The organism is Mycobacterium noviomagense, from assembly GCF_010731635.1.
GTDB lineage: Bacteria > Actinomycetota > Actinomycetes > Mycobacteriales > Mycobacteriaceae > Mycobacterium > Mycobacterium noviomagense.
Window position 1 is genome coordinate 701236 of record NZ_AP022583.1, and the last position, 16622, is coordinate 717857.

A 16622-nucleotide genomic window follows, 5' to 3' on the forward strand; every position below is an offset into this window, starting at 1 on the left:
TTGCCAAGCTAACCGCGAAACGGCGTTCGGCGACAGGTTTTTCGCCTACCGTGCGCGCACCGTACTATCGCTACCCGGCGACCCCGACCCGACAGGAGCCCGACATGACCAACCGCAACGCTGTCGTCGTGGGAGGAGCGTCCGGAATCGGCCGAGCGGTCGCGCATGCGCTGGCCGCCGACAAGTACCGCGTCACCGTCGCCGACCGCAACACCAAGGGCGCCGAGCGGGTCCGGCTGGAGCTGGGCGATCCGCATCTGGCGGCGACCGTCGAGGTCACCGACGAAGCGTCGGTTCAAGAGTTGTTCGCGCAGCCGGCGCCGCTCGACGTCGTCGTCAACACCGCCGGTTTCAGCGGCCTCGGGCTGATCGCCGAGCTGGCGGTCGCGGAGTTTCGCGCGGTCGTCGACGTCTGCCTCACCGGCGCTTTCCTGGTGATCAAACACGCCGCACCGGCGCTGCGCGACGGCGGCGCGCTGGTGTCGCTGAGTTCGCTGAACGGCCGCCAGCCCGCCGCCGCGATGAGCGCCTACTGCGCGGCCAAGGCAGGCCTGACGATGCTCACCCAGGTCGCCGCGCTGGAATTGGCTCCGCGCGGCATTCGGGTCAACGCGGTGGCGCCCGGGTTCGTGCACACGCCGCTGACCGAACCGGCCGCGCAGATTCCCGGCGTGCTGGACGACTACCTGCAGAACACTCCGCTAGGCCGCGCCGGCACCCCCGAGGAAGTCGCCGAGGCGGTGGTGTTCATGTGCAAGGCGTCCTGGCTGACCGGCGAAGTGCTCGACCTCAACGGTGGTGCGCACCTCAAACGCTATCCCGACGTCTATGGGCATGTGATGAAACTGGCAGAGCAGCAATGATTTTCACCGGCAAGCAGGCGATCGTCACCGGCGCGGGCTCGGGTATCGGCGCCGCACTGTGCCGAGCACTGGTGGCCGCGGGCGCCGACGTCGTGTGCACCGACATCGACGGCGAGGCCGCCGCCCTCACCGCTGAAAGCCTCACGGGCCCCGGCACCGCTCGTTCCGCCAAGGTCGACGTCACCGATGCGGCCGCGGTGCAGGGCGTCGTCGACGACGTGGTGGCCCGCGCCGGCCGGCTCGATTTGATGTTCAACAACGCCGGCATCGCGTGGGGCGGCGACACGGAGCTGCTGACGCTTGAGCAGTGGAACGCGATCATCGACGTCAACATCCGTGGCGTGGTGCATGGTGTGGCCGCCGCCTATCCGGTGATGCTGCGCCAGGGGCATGGCCACCTCGTCAACACCGCGTCGATGGCCGGGCTGACCGCGGCCGGACAGATCACCAGCTACGTGATGACCAAGCACGCCGTTGTGGGGCTCTCGCTGGCGTTGCGCTCGGAGGCCGTCTCGCGCGGGGTGGGTGTGCTGGCCATCTGCCCTGCTGCCGTGGAGACGCCGATCCTGGACAAGGGCGCGGTGGGCGGGTTCGTCGGCCGCGACTACTACCTGCGCGGCCAGGGCATGAAGGCCGCCTACGACCCTGACCGGCTGGCCTGCGACACGTTGCGGGCGATCCAACGCAACAAGGCGCTGCTGGTGGTTCCCAAACGCGCTTATGCGTCATGGCTATTCGCGAGGCTGGCACCCGGTCTGCTGCAACGGATGTCGGTCGGGTTCGTCGAGCGCCAACGCGCCCGGCAGGCTGCTAGGTCAAGCGCTGGGTGAGGAACTCGACGACCCGCTTGCGGGCTTCGTAAGCCGGGTGGCCGTCGACTTCCCGGACCTCGTCGGTCAGCACCGAATGCGCCATCCGGGAGAAGCCGTGCTCATTGCCCGGGCCCGAGTCGATTTCGATCACCTCGAACGCGTCGCCGAGCTTGTCCTTGAGTGTTTGGAACCGTTCGCGCGGAGACAGCTTGTCCTCGCTGAACCGTAATCCCATGGCGCACAATCCGTCGTTTTCAGCGCGCTCGGCTACGACGCCCAGTTCGTGTTCGCTCACCCCGGGGTCGCGCCGCTGGGCGGCAGCGATCGGGACCGGCAGCGACGGCTGGCTGATCACCGGCGCCAGCACGCTGTCGTCGACCGCGGCGGCCAGCGCGAAGCCGCCGGTGAAGCACTGGCCGATGACGCCGACGCCCTTGCCCGGCGTGGCCGCGTTGAGTTCGCGGGCCAGCGCCCGCAGGAATACCGTCACCGGCCGCTGCTTGTTGGTGGCGAACGCCGCGAATTCCCTTGCCACGCAGGCGCGGGCCATCGTCGGCAGCACATAGCCGGGCGACAGCGGCCGCCCCGGCGTGCCGAACAACGACGGGATCGCCACGCTGAAGTTGTTGTCCACCAGGTGGTTTCCCAATGCCAGGACACCGGGGTGGATGCCGGGGATCTCGGGAATCAGCACCACACCAGGGCCCTCGCCCTTGCGGTAAACGTCGTGGGTGTAGCCGCCACCGGTGAAGGGGGCGGCCGACCACCCGGAGAGGTCGGCTTCGGGTGCGGTCATCGACGGGTCCCTTTTATCGGCTTGCCGGCAGCGGCGGTTGGGATTGGGTGGCCGCCGCTAGCGTACGGAATTGGTCGGTGCTTCCGGCGCCGGTTATCGCGATCTGGGTGCCGGCCGCGCCGCCCAACCGCGTGGTCCACACCGGCTCCGAGCTGTCACCCTGGTAGACGATCCAGCGGGTGCCGTCGACCTCGACCGTGCCGGTGGGGTACATCGACGAGTGGATGGAGCGGACCAGCTTGTCCTCGTCGGCGTTGCTCTGGGTCAGCGCAAGGTACATCCCGGTCGGGCTGATGTATCCGACGGTCGAGGTGGCCGCGTTGAGCCGCTGACCGTTGGTGGAGTCGGTTCGCCCGTTCTCGATTCCGCCGCGGCTGCCGGAGTTGGACTGCCAGCCCTGCGGCAACCGCGGCAGCCGGATGGGGAAACCGAGTGTCTGGGCGTCGGCCCGAAGCGCGCTGGCCGCGTCGTAGGACGGGACGGGGCCGGTGTTCGTGCCGCTGGGGGCAAACGAACACATCCCGACCAAGCCCGCCAACAGGATGCACGCCACCGCCAACGGGGCGATCGACCAGAACATGTCGCGCCCATCCTGCAGCAGCCGTGGCTTGGCCGGCTTGGGCGCCGGAGCAGGCTGCTGCGTAGTCACGAATCCAGTATCCCAGCTCCCGACGGCCGACCTGCTTCTGGGAGAATCGGACCCATGAGCGATCGCGCCGCTACCTCCTCGCCGGAACCCGGCTCGTCGTCGCGAACTCGCGCTGATGACGCCGCTACCTCCTCGCCGGAACCCGGCTCGTCGTCGCGAACGGTGAGCGGACAGCCTTCCCGTCGTGAAGCACCCGACCGCAACCTGGCCTTGGAACTGGTGCGGGTGACCGAAGCCGGCGCCATGGCCGCCGGCCGCTGGGTAGGTCGCGGTGACAAGGAAGGCGGCGACGGCGCGGCCGTCGACGCGATGCGTGAACTGGTGAACTCGGTGTCGATGCGCGGCGTGGTGGTCATCGGCGAGGGCGAGAAGGACCACGCGCCGATGCTCTACAACGGCGAAGAGGTCGGCAACGGCGACGGCCCGGAGTGCGACTTCGCCGTCGACCCGATCGACGGCACCACGTTGATGAGCAAGGGCATGCCCAACGCCATCTCGGTGCTGGCGGTGGCCGAGCGCGGCGCGATGTTCGACCCGTCGGCGGTGTATTACATGAACAAGATCGCTGTGGGGCCCGAGGCTGCGCACGTTCTCGACATCACCGCGCCGATCGCCGACAACATCCGCGCGGTCGCGAAGGCCAAGGACCTGTCGGTGCGCGACATGACGGTGTGCATCCTGGAGCGGCCGCGGCATGATCAGCTGATCCAGGATGTCCGCGCGACCGGGGCGCGCATCCGGTTGATCACCGACGGTGACGTGGCCGGCGCGATCTCGGCCTGCCGGCCCGACTCGGGCACCGACATGTTGGCCGGTATCGGCGGAACGCCGGAAGGCATCATCGCCGCGGCGGCGATCCGCTGCATGGGCGGTGCTATCCAGGCGCAACTCGCTCCCAAGGATGATGCCGAACGCCAGAAGGCCATCGACGCCGGCTACGACCTGGATGCGGTGTTGACGACCGAAGACTTGGTTGCCGGTGAAAACGTGTTCTTCTGCGCCACCGGCGTCACCGACGGCGATCTGCTCAAGGGTGTGCGCTACTACCCCGGCGGCTGCACCACCCAGTCCATCGTGATGCGCTCGAAGTCTGGCACCGTGCGCATGATCGAGGCCTACCACCGACTTTCGAAGCTCAACGAATACTCCGCGATTGACTTCACCGGCGACTCCAACGCGCAATATCCGCTGCCGTAACCCAGGAAGGACCTGCATGGCCGACGAGTACCGCATCGAACACGACACCATGGGCGAAGTCCGGGTGCCGGCAAAAGCGTTGTGGCGCGCCCAGACTCAGCGTGCAGTGGAGAACTTTCCGATCTCTGGGCGGGGACTCGAGCGCACTCAGATCCGCGCCCTCGGTTTGCTCAAGGGCGCGTGCGCGCAGGTGAACAAGGACCTCGGGCTGCTGGCACCGGAGAAAGCCGACGCGATCATTGCTGCCGCGGCGGAGATTGCCGACGGTCGCCAGGACGACCAGTTCCCCATCGACGTCTTCCAGACCGGGTCGGGCACGAGCTCGAACATGAACACCAACGAGGTGATCGCGTCGATCGCTGCCGCCAACGGCGTTACGGTGCATCCCAACGACGACGTCAACATGTCGCAGTCGTCCAACGACACCTTCCCGACCGCAACCCACATCGCGGCCACCGAAGCTGCTGTCCGCCATCTCATCCCGGCACTGGAAGTGCTGCACGACGCACTGGCGGCCAAGGCCCGCGAGTGGCGCACCGTGGTGAAGTCGGGACGCACGCATTTGATGGACGCCGTGCCGGTGACGCTCGGCCAGGAGTTCTCCGGCTACGCGCGCCAGATCGAGGCCGGCATCGAACGGGTGAGGGCCACCCTGCCCCGGCTGGGTGAGCTGGCCATCGGCGGCACCGCTGTGGGCACCGGGCTCAACGCGCCCGACGGGTTCGGCGCCAAAGTTGTCGAAGTGCTCGTCAAGCAGACCGGATTGACCGAATTGCGCACCGCGACAAACTCTTTCGAGGCCCAAGCCGCCCGCGACGGCCTGGTCGAGGCCTCTGGTGCGCTGCGCACCATCGCGGTATCGCTGACCAAAATCGCCAACGACATCCGCTGGATGGGATCCGGGCCGCTGACCGGTTTGGCCGAAATCCAGCTGCCTGATCTGCAGCCGGGCAGCTCGATCATGCCTGGCAAGGTGAATCCCGTTATCCCGGAAGCGGTTACGCAAGTGGCCGCTCAGGTTATCGGCAACGACGCCGCGATCGCCTGGGGCGGCGCGAACGGCGCCTTCGAACTGAACGTCTACATCCCGATGATGGCCCGCAACATACTCGAATCGTTCGAGCTGTTGACCAATGTGTCCCGGCTGTTCGCCGAGCGGTGCATCAGCGGGCTGTCGGCCAACGTCGAGCGGCTGCGGGAACTCGCCGAGTCGTCGCCGTCGATCGTCACGCCGCTCAATTCGGCAATCGGCTACGAGGAAGCCGCCGCGGTGGCAAAGGAAGCGCTCAAAGAACGAAAGACCGTCCGGCAGGCTGTGATCGACCGCGGCCTGATCGGCGACAAGCTGTCGATCGAGGAACTGGACCGCCGCCTGGACGTGTTGGCGATGACCAAGGTGGACGAGGGCTAGGCTGCTGTGCCGGTGTGACCCACCCTGCCGCGTCGCGCGGCTAGGCGCCGTTGTTGGGCCCACCCGAATTCTGGCCCGGGATGTCGGTGATCGGGAAGTTGGGCATCGGCTTGGGCGACGGCGTGTTGGGCAGTGTCGGAATCTCGCTGGCCGGGATGTCGTGCAGGTCGTTGGCCGGTGGCCCGTTCTCGCGACCGCCATAACTGCTGCCGGGACTTCGCGGTCCGAGCAATTGGCTGACTGTCACCGGGTGATAGCCGTTGGCTTTCAACACCGGAATGAATTGGTACACCAGATCGACGGTGCTGGAGTAGGTGTCGTGGAACAACACCACCGAGCCGGGCTTGATCTGCGTCATGAGCACCTGACGGGTGGCGGCGGTGTTGGAGTCGTTGATCCAGTCGAACGGGATGACGTCCCAGAGGATCTCGGCCTGCCCAAGCTGACCGGCGGCTTGGCGCACCGCGGCGTTGGACAAGCCTCCCGCGGGCCGGTACAGCGTCGGCGCGTGGCCGGTGGCGGCAGTGATCGCATCTTTGGCCTTCGCCAATTGCGGCAGGATGTCCGCGGCCGGGATGGTCGTCATGTTGGGGTGTTCCCACGTGTGGTTGCCGATTTCCATCCCGGCGTCCGCGATGCGTTTGGCGCCCGCGGGGTTGGCCGCCACCTTGTTGCCGATCAAGAAGAATGTCGCCTTAGCGTTGTTGTCCTTGAGCACCTGCAACAGCCGGTCGGTGTAGGGCGTCGGCCCGTCGTCGAAAGTCAGCGCCACGCACTTGACCCGCGAACAATCGACATCGTCGGCGTGGGCCCGTTTCACATGACCGGTCAGCGCACCGATCACCAGCACCGTCGCGGCAGCAAGCAAACCGAGAACGGTTCGCCAGTATCGCCAGGCCTGGCTGTCGGGTCGTTTCGGCACGCTGGCAGCCTACCGAAACGCTCGGTCAACGAGGCCCGGCGATTTCCTCCAGCATCTCGGTGACCAGCGCGGCAATCGGCGACCGCTCACTGCGCACCAGGGTGATGTGCGCGAACAACGGGTGCCCCTTGAGCTTCTCGATCACTGCCGCCACCCCGTCGTGGCGACCGACTCGCAGGTTGTCGCGCTGGGCCACGTCGTGGGTCAACACCACTCGCGAGCCCGCGCCCAGCCGCGACAGCACCGTCAGTAGCACGTTGCGCTCCAGGGATTGCGCCTCGTCGACGATCACAAACGAGTCGTGCAGCGAGCGCCCCCGGATATGGGTGAGCGGCAAAACTTCGAGCATGCCGCGCGACAGCACCTCGTCCAGCACCGCCGGGCTGGCCAGCCCCTCGAGGGTGTCGAACACCGCCTGCGCCCACGGGCCCATCTTCTCGCTCTCGCTGCCCGGCAAATAACCCAGGTCTTGCCCGCCAACTGCATACAACGGGCGGAACACCACCACCTTGCGCTGAGTCCGGCGCTCCAACACCGCTTCCAGTCCTGCGCACAGCGCCAGCGCCGACTTGCCGGTGCCGGCTTTACCGCCCAGCGACACGATGCCCACCGACTCGTCGAGCAGCAAGTCGAGCGCCACCCGTTGCTCGGCGGATCGGCCACGCAGGCCGAACACCTCCCGGTCGCCGCGGACAAGCTGGACACGCTTGTGCGCGTTGACGCGGCCAAGCGCATGCGAGCTGCCGCCGAGCAGCCGAACCCCGGTGTGGCAGGGCAGGTCTCGGGCATCCGTCAGGTCGATCTCACCCTCGGCGAACAATGCGTCGATATCTTCGACGGCCGTCTCGATCTCGGCCATGCCGGTCCATCCGGAGGTGATGACGTCTTGGGCGTGATACTCGTCGGCGGCCAGGCCCACTGCGCCGGCCTTGACTCGCAGCGGAATGTCCTTGCTAACCAACGTAACCCGCTTGCCCTCGGCAGCGAGGTTGGCTGCGCAACTCAAGATCCGCGAGTCGTTGCACTCGGTGCGGAATCCCGCGGGCAATACCGCCGGATCACTGTGATTGAGCTCGACATGCAAGGTACCGCCTTGTGTCCCAACGGGAATAGGCTGATCCAGTCGTCCGTGCTCCAGCCGAAGGTCGTCGAACAAGCGCAATGCCTGGCGGGCGAACCAACCCAGCTCGTGGTGGTAGCGTTTGGCCTCCAGTTCGCTGATCACAACCAAAGGCACCACGACGTGGTGTTCGGCGAAGCGGGTACACGCCCACGGGTCGGACAGCAGCACGGAAGTGTCGAGCACGTACGTCCGAATGGTGTCGTGTGCAACCGACGGCGAATCAGTCACGAAGCGCTCCTGGCGTCACTGCCCGCGCGGCCCCGCGCGGACTCGGCGGGGGCTGCGGCACCAGGACCGGGGCCGGTCCTGCCGTAGTTGTGACACAAGGCGCCGCTCGGACAGCAGAGCATGTCGCTAGCCATCGAATGCGACGCTACTCTGGTCGAGCCTTGCCCGCCGTGCAGGCGCGCCGGTTGGCTACGTGAGGACGAACTCCTGCAGCTTGGGCTCGTCGGCCAGACCCCACTCGGTGATGCGGTCGGAGATCACCTGCCGCAGGTGGGAGTCGCCGAAAATACCGGCCTGCGCGATGTTTTGCACCTTGTCCTGGTAGGCGTCGATGTCTCCGCCGACGACGTCGAGCTCAGCTGCCCGGGCGGCAATCGCGGCCACCGTCTCGTCGCGGGTGTAGGTCAGGCAGTGCGCCACCAGCTTGGCGAAGAACTCCTCGTGCCGCTCTTCGTCTTTGGCGATCCGGGTCATGAGACCGGCAAGGATCGGCTCCTCAACGAGCGCCGCCACGTTGCGGCAGAACACCGCCTGGGCACGTTCGGCCAACGCCATGTAGACCAGGGTTTCGACTTGGCTGTAGTGGTCGGCGCGGTAGCCCTTCATCACGTGGTGGACGCGGACCTGCTCGTTGGCGGTCGGGTCGACTTCGCGTGTGACCACGAGGTACTCGCGCAACGCGATGGCGTGCAGTTGCTCCTCGGCGGTCCACCGGCCCAGCCACCGGCCCCACCACTCCTCGAGGATGAAGTGCTCGACGAGCTCGCGGTGACGCCCGGCCATGTTGTCTTTGGTGATCAGCAGGATCTCGCAGGCGTCGGTGATCACCCGGGGCAGGCTCGCTTGCGAGGGGTCCCAATCACGTCCGCCCAGAAGCGCGAAGTTCTCGCCCCGCTCAAATGGCACGTACTCGTGTGCGAACCAGAGCTCCTCGGTGTTCAGGTGGTGGTCCATGAGCCGCTCCACCACCGGCTCGAGTTCCTGGGTCAGTGCATTAGCAACGGGTTTCACTGCCATGAAAGTAACTGTAACCCGGATTCACAGTTTGTTTAAAATCGGGGGCCGGTCGCGTGTTCAGACCAGCTTCCAGTCCTCCAAGCCCTCGTAGAGCGGGAACTCCCGGGTCAAGCGGGTGACTCGCTTGCGCAGTGCCGGCACGTCGGCCGACTCGCCGGCGGCCAGCGCGGTCCCGATGATGTCGGCGACCTCGGTGAACTCGGCGTCCCCGAAACCACGGGTGGCCAGCGCGGACGTCCCGACTCGCAGCCCCGAGGTCACCATCGGCGGGCGCGGGTCATTCGGGACGGCGTTGCGGTTGACGGTGATCCCGACGTCATGCAGCAGGTCCTCGGCCGCTTTGCCGTCCAGCGGAGAGTTGCGCAGGTCGACCAGCACCAAGTGGACGTCGGTGCCGCCGCTGACCACCGACACCCCGGACTTGGCGACGTCGGCGGCCAACAGCCGCTCCGCGATGATCCGCGCGCCCGACAGCGTGCGTTGCTGGCGCTCGGCGAACTCGGGGGTGCCCGCGATCTTGAGCGCGACCGCCTTGGCGGCGATGACGTGCATCAACGGTCCGCCCTGCTGACCGGGGAACACCGCGGAGTTGATGGCCTTGGCGTATTCCTGTTTGCCCAGGATCATGCCCGAGCGTGCGCCGCCGAGCGTCTTGTGCACGGTCGTGGAGACCACCGGCGCGTGCGGTATCGGAGACGGGTGCAGTCCCGCGGCGACCATGCCTGCGAAGTGGGCCATGTCGACCCACAGGGTGGCCTCGACCTCGTCGGCGATCGACCGGAAGCCGGCGAAATCAAGAATCCGCGGGTAGGCCGACCAGCCGGCGATGATCACCTTGGGCCGGAACTCGCAGGCCTTGGCGCGCACGGCGTCCATGTCGACCAGATGCGTCACCGGGTCGACGCCGTAGAAGCCGGCGTCGTAGAGCTTGCCGGAGAAGTTCAGCCGCATGCCGTGGGTCAGGTGACCGCCGTTGGCAAGGTCGAGCCCCAGGAGCCGCTCGCCCGGTGTCATCAGCGCGTGCAGGATCGCCGCGTTGGCCTGGGCGCCGGAATGCGGTTGCACGTTGGCGAAGTCGGCGCCGAACAACGCCTTGGCCCGGTCGCGGGCGATGTTCTCCACGACGTCGACGTACTCGCAGCCGCCGTAGTAGCGCCGGCCCGGCAGGCCTTCGGCGTATTTGTTGGTCAGCACGCTGCCCTGGGCCTGCAGCACCGAGCGCGGCGCGAAGTTCTCGGAGGCGATCATCTCCAGCGTGTCGCGTTGGCGGCCGAGTTCTTTGCCCAGCAGGCCGGCGATCTCGGGGTCGACCTCAGCGAGCGGGGCCGACATCAGGGAGGTGGCGGTGTCAGGTGCGGCGGTCACGCAGGTCAGTCTGGCATGGGAGACCGACGAATTGGGGGCCACGTCGGACCCTCTGGGCTGTCTACAGCGTCAGGCCCGGGTAGAGCGGGTTTGCGGCCAGCAGCTCGGCGGCCGCGGCGCGCACCCGGTCGGCGGTGCCGTCGGCCAGCGTGTACTTCGCCTTCGAGGTGCCCACCGGCGCGGTGTTGGTCAGCACGTCGACTACGAGCTCGGCGACCCGGTCGAAGTCGGCGGCGCCGAAGCCGCGGGTGGTCAGCGCCGGAGTGCCGAACCGAATGCCGCTGGTGTACCAGGCGCCGTTGGGGTCGGCGGGTATGGAGTTGCGGTTGGTGACGACGCCGGCGTTCAGCAAAGCGGATTCGGCCTGTCGGCCGGTTAGCCCGAACGAGGTGACGTCAAGGAGCACGATGTGGTTGTCGGTGCCGCCGGTGACCAGCCGCGCGCCGCGTCGCACGAATCCGTCGGCCAGCGCCTGAGCGTTGTCGGCGACGCGCTGGGCGTAGGTCGCAAACGCGGGCTGGCGGGCCTCGGCCAACGCCACCGCCTTGGCGGCCATCACGTGCGGCAGCGGGCCGCCCAGCACCATCGGGCAGCCCTTGTCGACGGCGTCGGCGTACTCCGGTTGCGCCAGGATCAGCCCCCCGCGGGGTCCGCGCAACGACTTATGCGTCGTGGTGGTGGTGACGTGGGCGTGCGGCACCGGATCCTCGTCGCCCGTGAACACCTTGCCGGCCACCAGCCCGGCGAAGTGGGCCATGTCCACCATCAGGGTGGCGCCCACCTCGTCGGCGATTTCGCGCATCGTGGCGAAGTTGATCCTCCGCGGGTAAGCGGAGTATCCGGCGACCAGGATCAGCGGCTTGAATTCGCGCGCGGCTGCGGCGACCGCGCCGTAGTCGAGCAGCCCGGTCTGCGGGTCGGTACCGTAGCTGCGCTGGTGAAACATCTTGCCGGAGATGTTCGGCCGGAAACCGTGGGTGAGGTGGCCGCCGGCGTCCAGCGACATGCCCAGCAGCCGCTGGCTGCCGAGCTTGTGCCGCAACGTTTCCCAGTCTTCCTCCGAGAGGTTGTTGACATGCTTGACGCCGGCCTCGGCCAAGCTGGGTGCCTCAACGCGAGTGGCCAGGATCGCCCAGTAGGCAACGAGATTGGCGTCGATGCCCGAGTGAGGCTGGACGTAGGCATACGGCGCGCCGAACAACTCGCGGGCGTGCTCGGCGGCCACACTCTCGACGGTGTCGACGTTTTGGCATCCGGCGTAGAAGCGGTGGCCGATGGTCCCTTCGGCGTATTTGTCAGACAGCCAACTGCCCATGGTGAGCAGCACCGCGGGCGACGCATAGTTCTCGCTGGCGATCAACTTGAGCGAATCACGTTGATCAGCAAGCTCTTTACGTGTCGCAGCGGCAATACGAGGTTCGACGGATTCGATGACGTCCAGTGCGGCGCGGTAGGCGGCGCTGGCGGTATCGGCGTATTCGGCGCCAAGAGGTGGGGCTGAGGTGGCGGTTCCAGTCGAGTCAGCTGCCATGCACCCGAACCTACTCTGCTCGCAACGACGACGGGACGAGCGGCTCGTCGAGGAGCCGGCGGAACCGCTCTTGCAGGCTGACGCCGGGTGGCCGGTCATCGAGCCAGGCTCGTAGCAGCCGATAACCCTCGACATAAGTGCTGGTGTAGGCCCGCCACAGCGGCGAGCACAAAAACCGCAGCATTTGCCGGGCCCGCTTCTCCGGCACCAGCAGCCAGCGCCGCAGATAGTCCGTCACGTCGTCGGCGTCCCGGTGTTCGTCGTGCAACATCAGCGCAGCGTCCTGGCGCACGCTCATCAGCGGCGCGGAAGCCTCCGCGACGGCTTCGGCGCGCTCGCCGTCGAAACGCAGCCCCAGATCGGCGTAGATGTCTGCCGCCCAGCGGCCCCAGCCCGGGCCGATCGCCACATACAGCGCCAAGTCGGCCAGGCCCTCGGCCATCAGGCACTGCGGGGTGTTGACCAGAAAAATGGTGTGCTCAGCGTGGCCTTCGCGCTTGACAAGCCCGGCTTCCTTGCGGCAATGCTCGGTGTGATGCCCCGGGTAGGACTCGTGGGCCACCAGCCGCGGCAGGTTGGACATCAACTGTTTGATGTCGGCGTTGACAGCGACTTTCGAGCGGTAGTTGCCCAGGTAGTAGTTGAACCCTGACCACGGTTTGTCGCTGACCACCTCGTAGTCGACGGTTTCGGTGTCCGCCAGCGGATACTCGGCGCGAACCCGGTCCCGCAGCGCGCTGGAGAACGCACCGATACAGTCGGCCAGCCGCTGTGGCGGGATCTCCTCGGCAGCGCGATGAGCTGCCATCCTCTCGGCCAGCGGGCCGGCCCCGCCGAGCACCTCGTCGAGCCGGGCGTGAGCCTGCCGATAGCTGTCCACGTCGCCCTTGCCGATGTGGACGTCGAAGTAGTCGTGTACCTCGTCGACGAACCCGACCCGCTCTCCGGCGAACTTGCGTCCCGCGCACGCCAGGGCGCGCAAGTGGGCCCGCAGGTAGTCGGCGCGAGCGTGGTCAAATCCCTTGATTCGCTGGGCATCCCGCAGAAGCGCGAGCAACCGTTGGGCTTGGCGGGCCAACTCGCGGGGATCGGGCGTCGGCTCGTCTCGCGCCGCCCGGCGCAGCCCCGGATCACCGGTGAAGGCGTCGACGTAGCCGGGCTCGACGCGGTCGAAGCGCAAACCCAGCAGCAGGTACTCGCGGATCAGCGCGGCAGGCTCCATAGCGGCCCACGCTATCGGGGTCGCCCCAGCCGCTCACGGCGCGGCGGCGGCTGCAAGACTGACCCCTATGCCGCGGCTGAGCGAGCCGAGCCCGTATGTGGAGTTCGACCGAAGTCAGTGGCGTGCGCTGCGCATGTCGACACCGCTCAAACTCACCGAGGAAGAGCTGGTCAAGCTGCGTGGTCTGGGGGAAAAGCTCGACCTGCTCGAAGTCGAAGAGGTCTACCTGCCGCTCGCCCGGCTGATCCACCTTCAGGTCGCCGCCCGCCAGCGGCTGTTCGCCGCCACCGCGGAATTCCTCGGCGAGCCGCAACAGAACCCCGATCGGCCGGTCCCGTTCATCATCGGGGTGGCCGGCAGCGTCGCGGTCGGCAAATCGACCACCGCCCGGGTAATGCAGGCGCTGCTCGCCCGCTGGGAGCACCACCCTCAGGTGGACTTGGTGACCACCGACGGCTTCCTCTACCCGAATGCCGAGCTGGAGCGCCGAAACCTCATGCATCGCAAGGGTTTCCCGGAAAGCTATGACCGTCGCGCGCTGATGCGGTTCGTCACCTCGGTGAAGTCCGGTTCGGAATATGCCTGCGCGCCGGTGTATTCACATTTGCTCTACGACATCATCCCGGGCGCCAAGCAGGTGGTTCGCCACCCCGACATCTTGATCCTCGAGGGCCTCAACGTGCTGCAGACCGGACCCACTCTGATGGTCTCTGACCTGTTCGACTTCTCGCTGTACGTCGACGCGCGCATCGAAGATATCGAGCAGTGGTACATCTCGCGGTTCCTGGCCATGCGTACCACCGCGTTCGCCAACCCGGCCTCGCACTTCCACCACTACGCGCGGCTGAACGACCAGCAGGCCATCGCTGCCGCCCGGGAAATCTGGCGTTCGATCAACCGGCCCAATCTCGTCGAGAACATCCTGCCCACGCGGCCACGGGCCACTCTGGTGCTGCGCAAGGACGCCGACCACTCCATCAACCGGCTGCGGCTGCGCAAGCTGTAACCTCGCCTTCGATGAGCTTTCGATGGATCGAGGTTGCCCGGTTTTTGTGGGGCACCACGCTTTTGACGGCTCCTCGGGCGGTCTTGTCTCGTCTGCACGGCGTGGACGTCGACCGCAACGCCGTTGTCGTCACCCGGATCCTCGGGGCACGCCACCTTGTGCAGGCGTCGCTGTCGGGCCTCAAGCCAAGCCCAGAAGTCATCGCTGCGGGTGTATGGGTGGACTCGGTACATTCGCTGACCACGCTCGGCCTAGCGGTCGTCAATCCTCATCGGGCGCGCGGCGGAATCTTCGATACGGTCGTCGCTGCGGCCTGGGCGATTTTCGGCTGGCATGACTTGGCCACCGCGAAGACCACGGCGCCTCCTCGACAGCGACGCCGTGATCAGCTCGCACAGGTGGTGCTTCCGCGTCTGCCCGGCGGCAAGCCGTTGTGGGCGCGAGTCGAACGGGCACGGATGGCGTAGCCACGTCGGATGCGCGGGCCGATGCGGGGACGTCCCACCGAAACCTCGAACGGCGGTGTCCCCGCACCGGCGATGTGGGAGTCAGGCCGGTAGCCGGCGCACTCCGAGGTACTGCAACAGCGCGAAAACGGCGGTGTATATGCCGCTGCCCAATGTGGCGGCGACGCCAGCCGAGGTCAACGGCACCCAGTCGGCGGCCACCACGGCGATCGCGGCCAGGGTGCAGACGATGTTGGCGATGGCGAGGCTGATGCCGGCGCGCCGCAGGTTCGGCAGCGCCGCAAGGCTGAACACGACCAGGCCGCAGAGCACGAAGGCCGCGCCCAGGCCATATTCGGTGCCGGAGCTGAACCCGGTCAGCGACGAGAAGGGGTCGGCGGCCGCCGCCACGGCCAGCCCCACGAGCCCGGTGACGGTGGCGTCGACACGCATCGCAAAGCGCAGCAACGAATCGGTCGAGTCGTACAGGGGCCGGGTTGCCAGACCAGAGACAGCGGTCATGTCAGAACTCCTTGGGACGTCGGTTGCGGTGGCACATAGTTGAGCCTGCGGTCTAGGCGCTGCCAGATCGAGACATGGCACTGCCAAGCACTGCCATGCGCAACTCAACCTATGTTTAATACGCGGCTATTCCCGCGCGGGTTCACGCGCTGTGTACCTGCACCCGCCCGCGTAAGTCGGCGGCAATCAGCCTGGCCGCCGCGTTCTGCCAGTTGTGCAGGGAGCGCTGCGGCACCTCGGTGACCAGCCACTGCCACGCCTGCCGGGCTGTGGGGTCCAAGCCGGCGGCGGTGGCGTTCTGCGCGTAGGCGCGCACACCGACCACGTATGGGAAATACAGCGAGTTGTAGTACCGCCAGTGCTCGGTGGTGCCGAAGTCGCCGCCGTCGCGGGGCTTGAGCCGCGCGATGTGCTCCGCCAGCAAAGCCCTGAGCTCGTTGGCCCGCTCCAACGGTTGATCAGGCGCGCCTCGGGCGGCCAACCGCTCGTCGATCACGGGCAGCGCGGTCAAGGGGCTGGCCACCAGCTTGGACAGGTCGCCGTAATGGGCGAGCGCGCGGCGGGTGAGCCGGGCGAACGTGTCGTCGTCGATGTCGTCCAGCGGGTCAGCCGAGCGCAGCGGCAATGCGGCCTCGGTGCGCCGCAGCGTGGCCCGGTCGGCGCGCAGTGTCGGCGACTGCCAGAACGCCATCCGGTCGAGCATCCCGGCCCACGGGTTGGCGAGCACCTGCGCGGCGATCGCGATCGCCACGCTGGTGAACAGCAGCACCGTCAACGCGAGCTGTGCAGTGGCTTCCTGCCGGGTCACCGCGATGGCGATCAGGGCTTGGCTGCCGAACAGCACCGCCACCACGATGCTGCCGGCAAATGAGCGCAGCATGTCGAATCGCAGCGCCTGGCCCTCGTCGAACGCGTCCCACAGCGCGACCGCAATCCCGAGCAAGCAGACGTCGAAACCCGTCGACGCCAATGCCAGCCAGCTGGGCACCAAACCGAGCGGAATGATCAGGATGGCGTTGCTCAACGCAAAGAACAACGTCGCGACGATGACCCACCCGACCATCGGGACGGGCTGGGCGGGCCGAACCAGCGCAACGACCATCGCGCCCAGCGTGGAGACCGAGATCACCGCAAACATCAGCATGTGGCCGGGCCGAAGCGGCCCGTCGACGCTGCCGGCCAGCACGGCGCCCAGAAAGGTCAGCGCAGCCATCGCCGCGACCAGCAACACCTCGCCGGTGCGGGCCCGCCAGCTGTCGCCCGGCCGGGACAGCTCGAGGAGCACCGCGAACCACGCCACGCCGGGCACCCCGACCAGGTAAATCTCGGCGTGGCTCAGCGCGTCGGCATGCCCGGTGAGCCGCACCGCGTCCAGCGCCACGACGGCGGCAAATCCGCATAGTCCGATGGCCGCTAGCACCAGCACCGGTTTGCGCGGGTCGCGGGCCAGCAGATAGAGCCCCAGCCACCAGCTCAGCGTGAACACCACCGCTGACAGCGCAGCCATGCGTT

General features: G+C 67.3%; 16 protein-coding genes. 6 read left to right on the top strand and 10 right to left on the bottom strand.

Annotated elements, in window-relative coordinates; genetic code table 11:
* The first annotated feature begins 104 nt into the window (after nt 1-104).
* Together G6N15_RS03050 and G6N15_RS03055 are read left to right on the top strand one after the other, a co-directional pair.
* Entirely contained in the window at nt 105-863 is a 759-nt protein-coding gene (locus G6N15_RS03050) for an SDR family NAD(P)-dependent oxidoreductase (RefSeq protein ID WP_083089602.1), read from the top strand.
* Nucleotides 860-1693, top strand: a complete 834-nt coding sequence (locus tag G6N15_RS03055) for an SDR family NAD(P)-dependent oxidoreductase (protein WP_083089575.1) — start codon at nt 860-862, stop codon at nt 1691-1693. The genes G6N15_RS03050 and G6N15_RS03055 overlap by 4 nt, the downstream gene beginning before the upstream one ends.
* Here G6N15_RS03055 and G6N15_RS03060 read toward each other — a convergent pair.
* Together G6N15_RS03060 and G6N15_RS03065 are read right to left on the bottom strand one after the other, a co-directional pair.
* The gene (locus tag G6N15_RS03060; protein ID WP_083089573.1) at nt 1674-2471 is read right to left on the bottom strand and encodes a dienelactone hydrolase family protein; all 798 of its coding nucleotides are present in this window, start codon (nt 2469-2471) and stop codon (nt 1674-1676) included. The genes G6N15_RS03055 and G6N15_RS03060 overlap by 20 nt on opposite strands.
* 13 nt (nt 2472-2484) lie before the next feature.
* A complete protein-coding gene (locus G6N15_RS03065; protein WP_179961777.1) occupies nt 2485-3120 on the bottom strand; it encodes a DUF4245 domain-containing protein in 636 nt (211 codons plus the stop codon).
* A 54-nt stretch (nt 3121-3174) separates the two neighbouring features.
* Between G6N15_RS03065 and glpX the strand changes: the two genes are divergently transcribed.
* Nucleotides 3175-4317 carry a class II fructose-bisphosphatase gene (gene glpX / locus G6N15_RS03070; RefSeq protein WP_232070338.1) on the top strand — a complete coding sequence of 381 codons (1143 nt, stop codon included), beginning with the start codon at nt 3175-3177 and terminating at the stop codon, nt 4315-4317.
* Between the two features lie 16 nt (nt 4318-4333).
* Nucleotides 4334-5728, top strand: coding sequence for a class II fumarate hydratase (locus tag G6N15_RS03075; protein WP_083089569.1), 1395 nt, complete (start codon nt 4334-4336; stop codon nt 5726-5728).
* A 40-nt stretch (nt 5729-5768) separates the two neighbouring features.
* On the opposite strand, the gene G6N15_RS03080 is transcribed toward G6N15_RS03075, so the two are convergent.
* The 6 genes from G6N15_RS03080 to G6N15_RS03105 form a co-directional block, all read right to left on the bottom strand.
* Nucleotides 5769-6650, bottom strand: a complete 882-nt coding sequence (locus G6N15_RS03080; protein WP_083089567.1) for a polysaccharide deacetylase family protein — start codon at nt 6648-6650, stop codon at nt 5769-5771.
* A gap of 25 nt (nt 6651-6675) precedes the next feature.
* Nucleotides 6676-7968, bottom strand: coding sequence for a PhoH family protein (locus G6N15_RS03085; RefSeq protein WP_372506510.1), 1293 nt, complete (start codon nt 7966-7968; stop codon nt 6676-6678).
* A gap of 222 nt (nt 7969-8190) precedes the next feature.
* Nucleotides 8191-9018, bottom strand: coding sequence for an acyl-ACP desaturase (locus G6N15_RS03090; protein WP_083089563.1), 828 nt, complete (start codon nt 9016-9018; stop codon nt 8191-8193).
* A 57-nt stretch (nt 9019-9075) separates the two neighbouring features.
* The gene (gene glyA / locus G6N15_RS03095) at nt 9076-10350 is read right to left on the bottom strand and encodes a serine hydroxymethyltransferase (protein ID WP_083089597.1); all 1275 of its coding nucleotides are present in this window, start codon (nt 10348-10350) and stop codon (nt 9076-9078) included.
* A 94-nt stretch (nt 10351-10444) separates the two neighbouring features.
* Nucleotides 10445-11914 (bottom strand): glycine hydroxymethyltransferase, encoded by a 1470-nt coding sequence (locus tag G6N15_RS03100; RefSeq protein ID WP_083089561.1) that lies wholly within the window; start codon nt 11912-11914, stop codon nt 10445-10447.
* A 10-nt stretch (nt 11915-11924) separates the two neighbouring features.
* A complete protein-coding gene (locus G6N15_RS03105) occupies nt 11925-13136 on the bottom strand; it encodes a DUF885 domain-containing protein (protein WP_083089559.1) in 1212 nt (403 codons plus the stop codon).
* A gap of 67 nt (nt 13137-13203) precedes the next feature.
* Between G6N15_RS03105 and coaA the strand changes: the two genes are divergently transcribed.
* The gene (gene coaA / locus G6N15_RS03110; protein WP_083089557.1) at nt 13204-14142 is read left to right on the top strand and encodes a type I pantothenate kinase; all 939 of its coding nucleotides are present in this window, start codon (nt 13204-13206) and stop codon (nt 14140-14142) included.
* An 11-nt stretch (nt 14143-14153) separates the two neighbouring features.
* Nucleotides 14154-14609, top strand: a complete 456-nt coding sequence (locus G6N15_RS03115; protein ID WP_083089555.1) for a hypothetical protein — start codon at nt 14154-14156, stop codon at nt 14607-14609.
* Nucleotides 14610-14690: 81 nt separating this feature from the next.
* Here G6N15_RS03115 and G6N15_RS03120 read toward each other — a convergent pair whose 3' ends face one another.
* Nucleotides 14691-15110, bottom strand: a complete 420-nt coding sequence (locus tag G6N15_RS03120) for a hypothetical protein (protein WP_083089552.1) — start codon at nt 15108-15110, stop codon at nt 14691-14693.
* A 142-nt stretch (nt 15111-15252) separates the two neighbouring features.
* Nucleotides 15253-16617, bottom strand: coding sequence for a hypothetical protein (locus G6N15_RS03125; RefSeq protein ID WP_163747913.1), 1365 nt, complete (start codon nt 16615-16617; stop codon nt 15253-15255).
* Between the last annotated feature and the right edge of the window lie 5 nt (nt 16618-16622).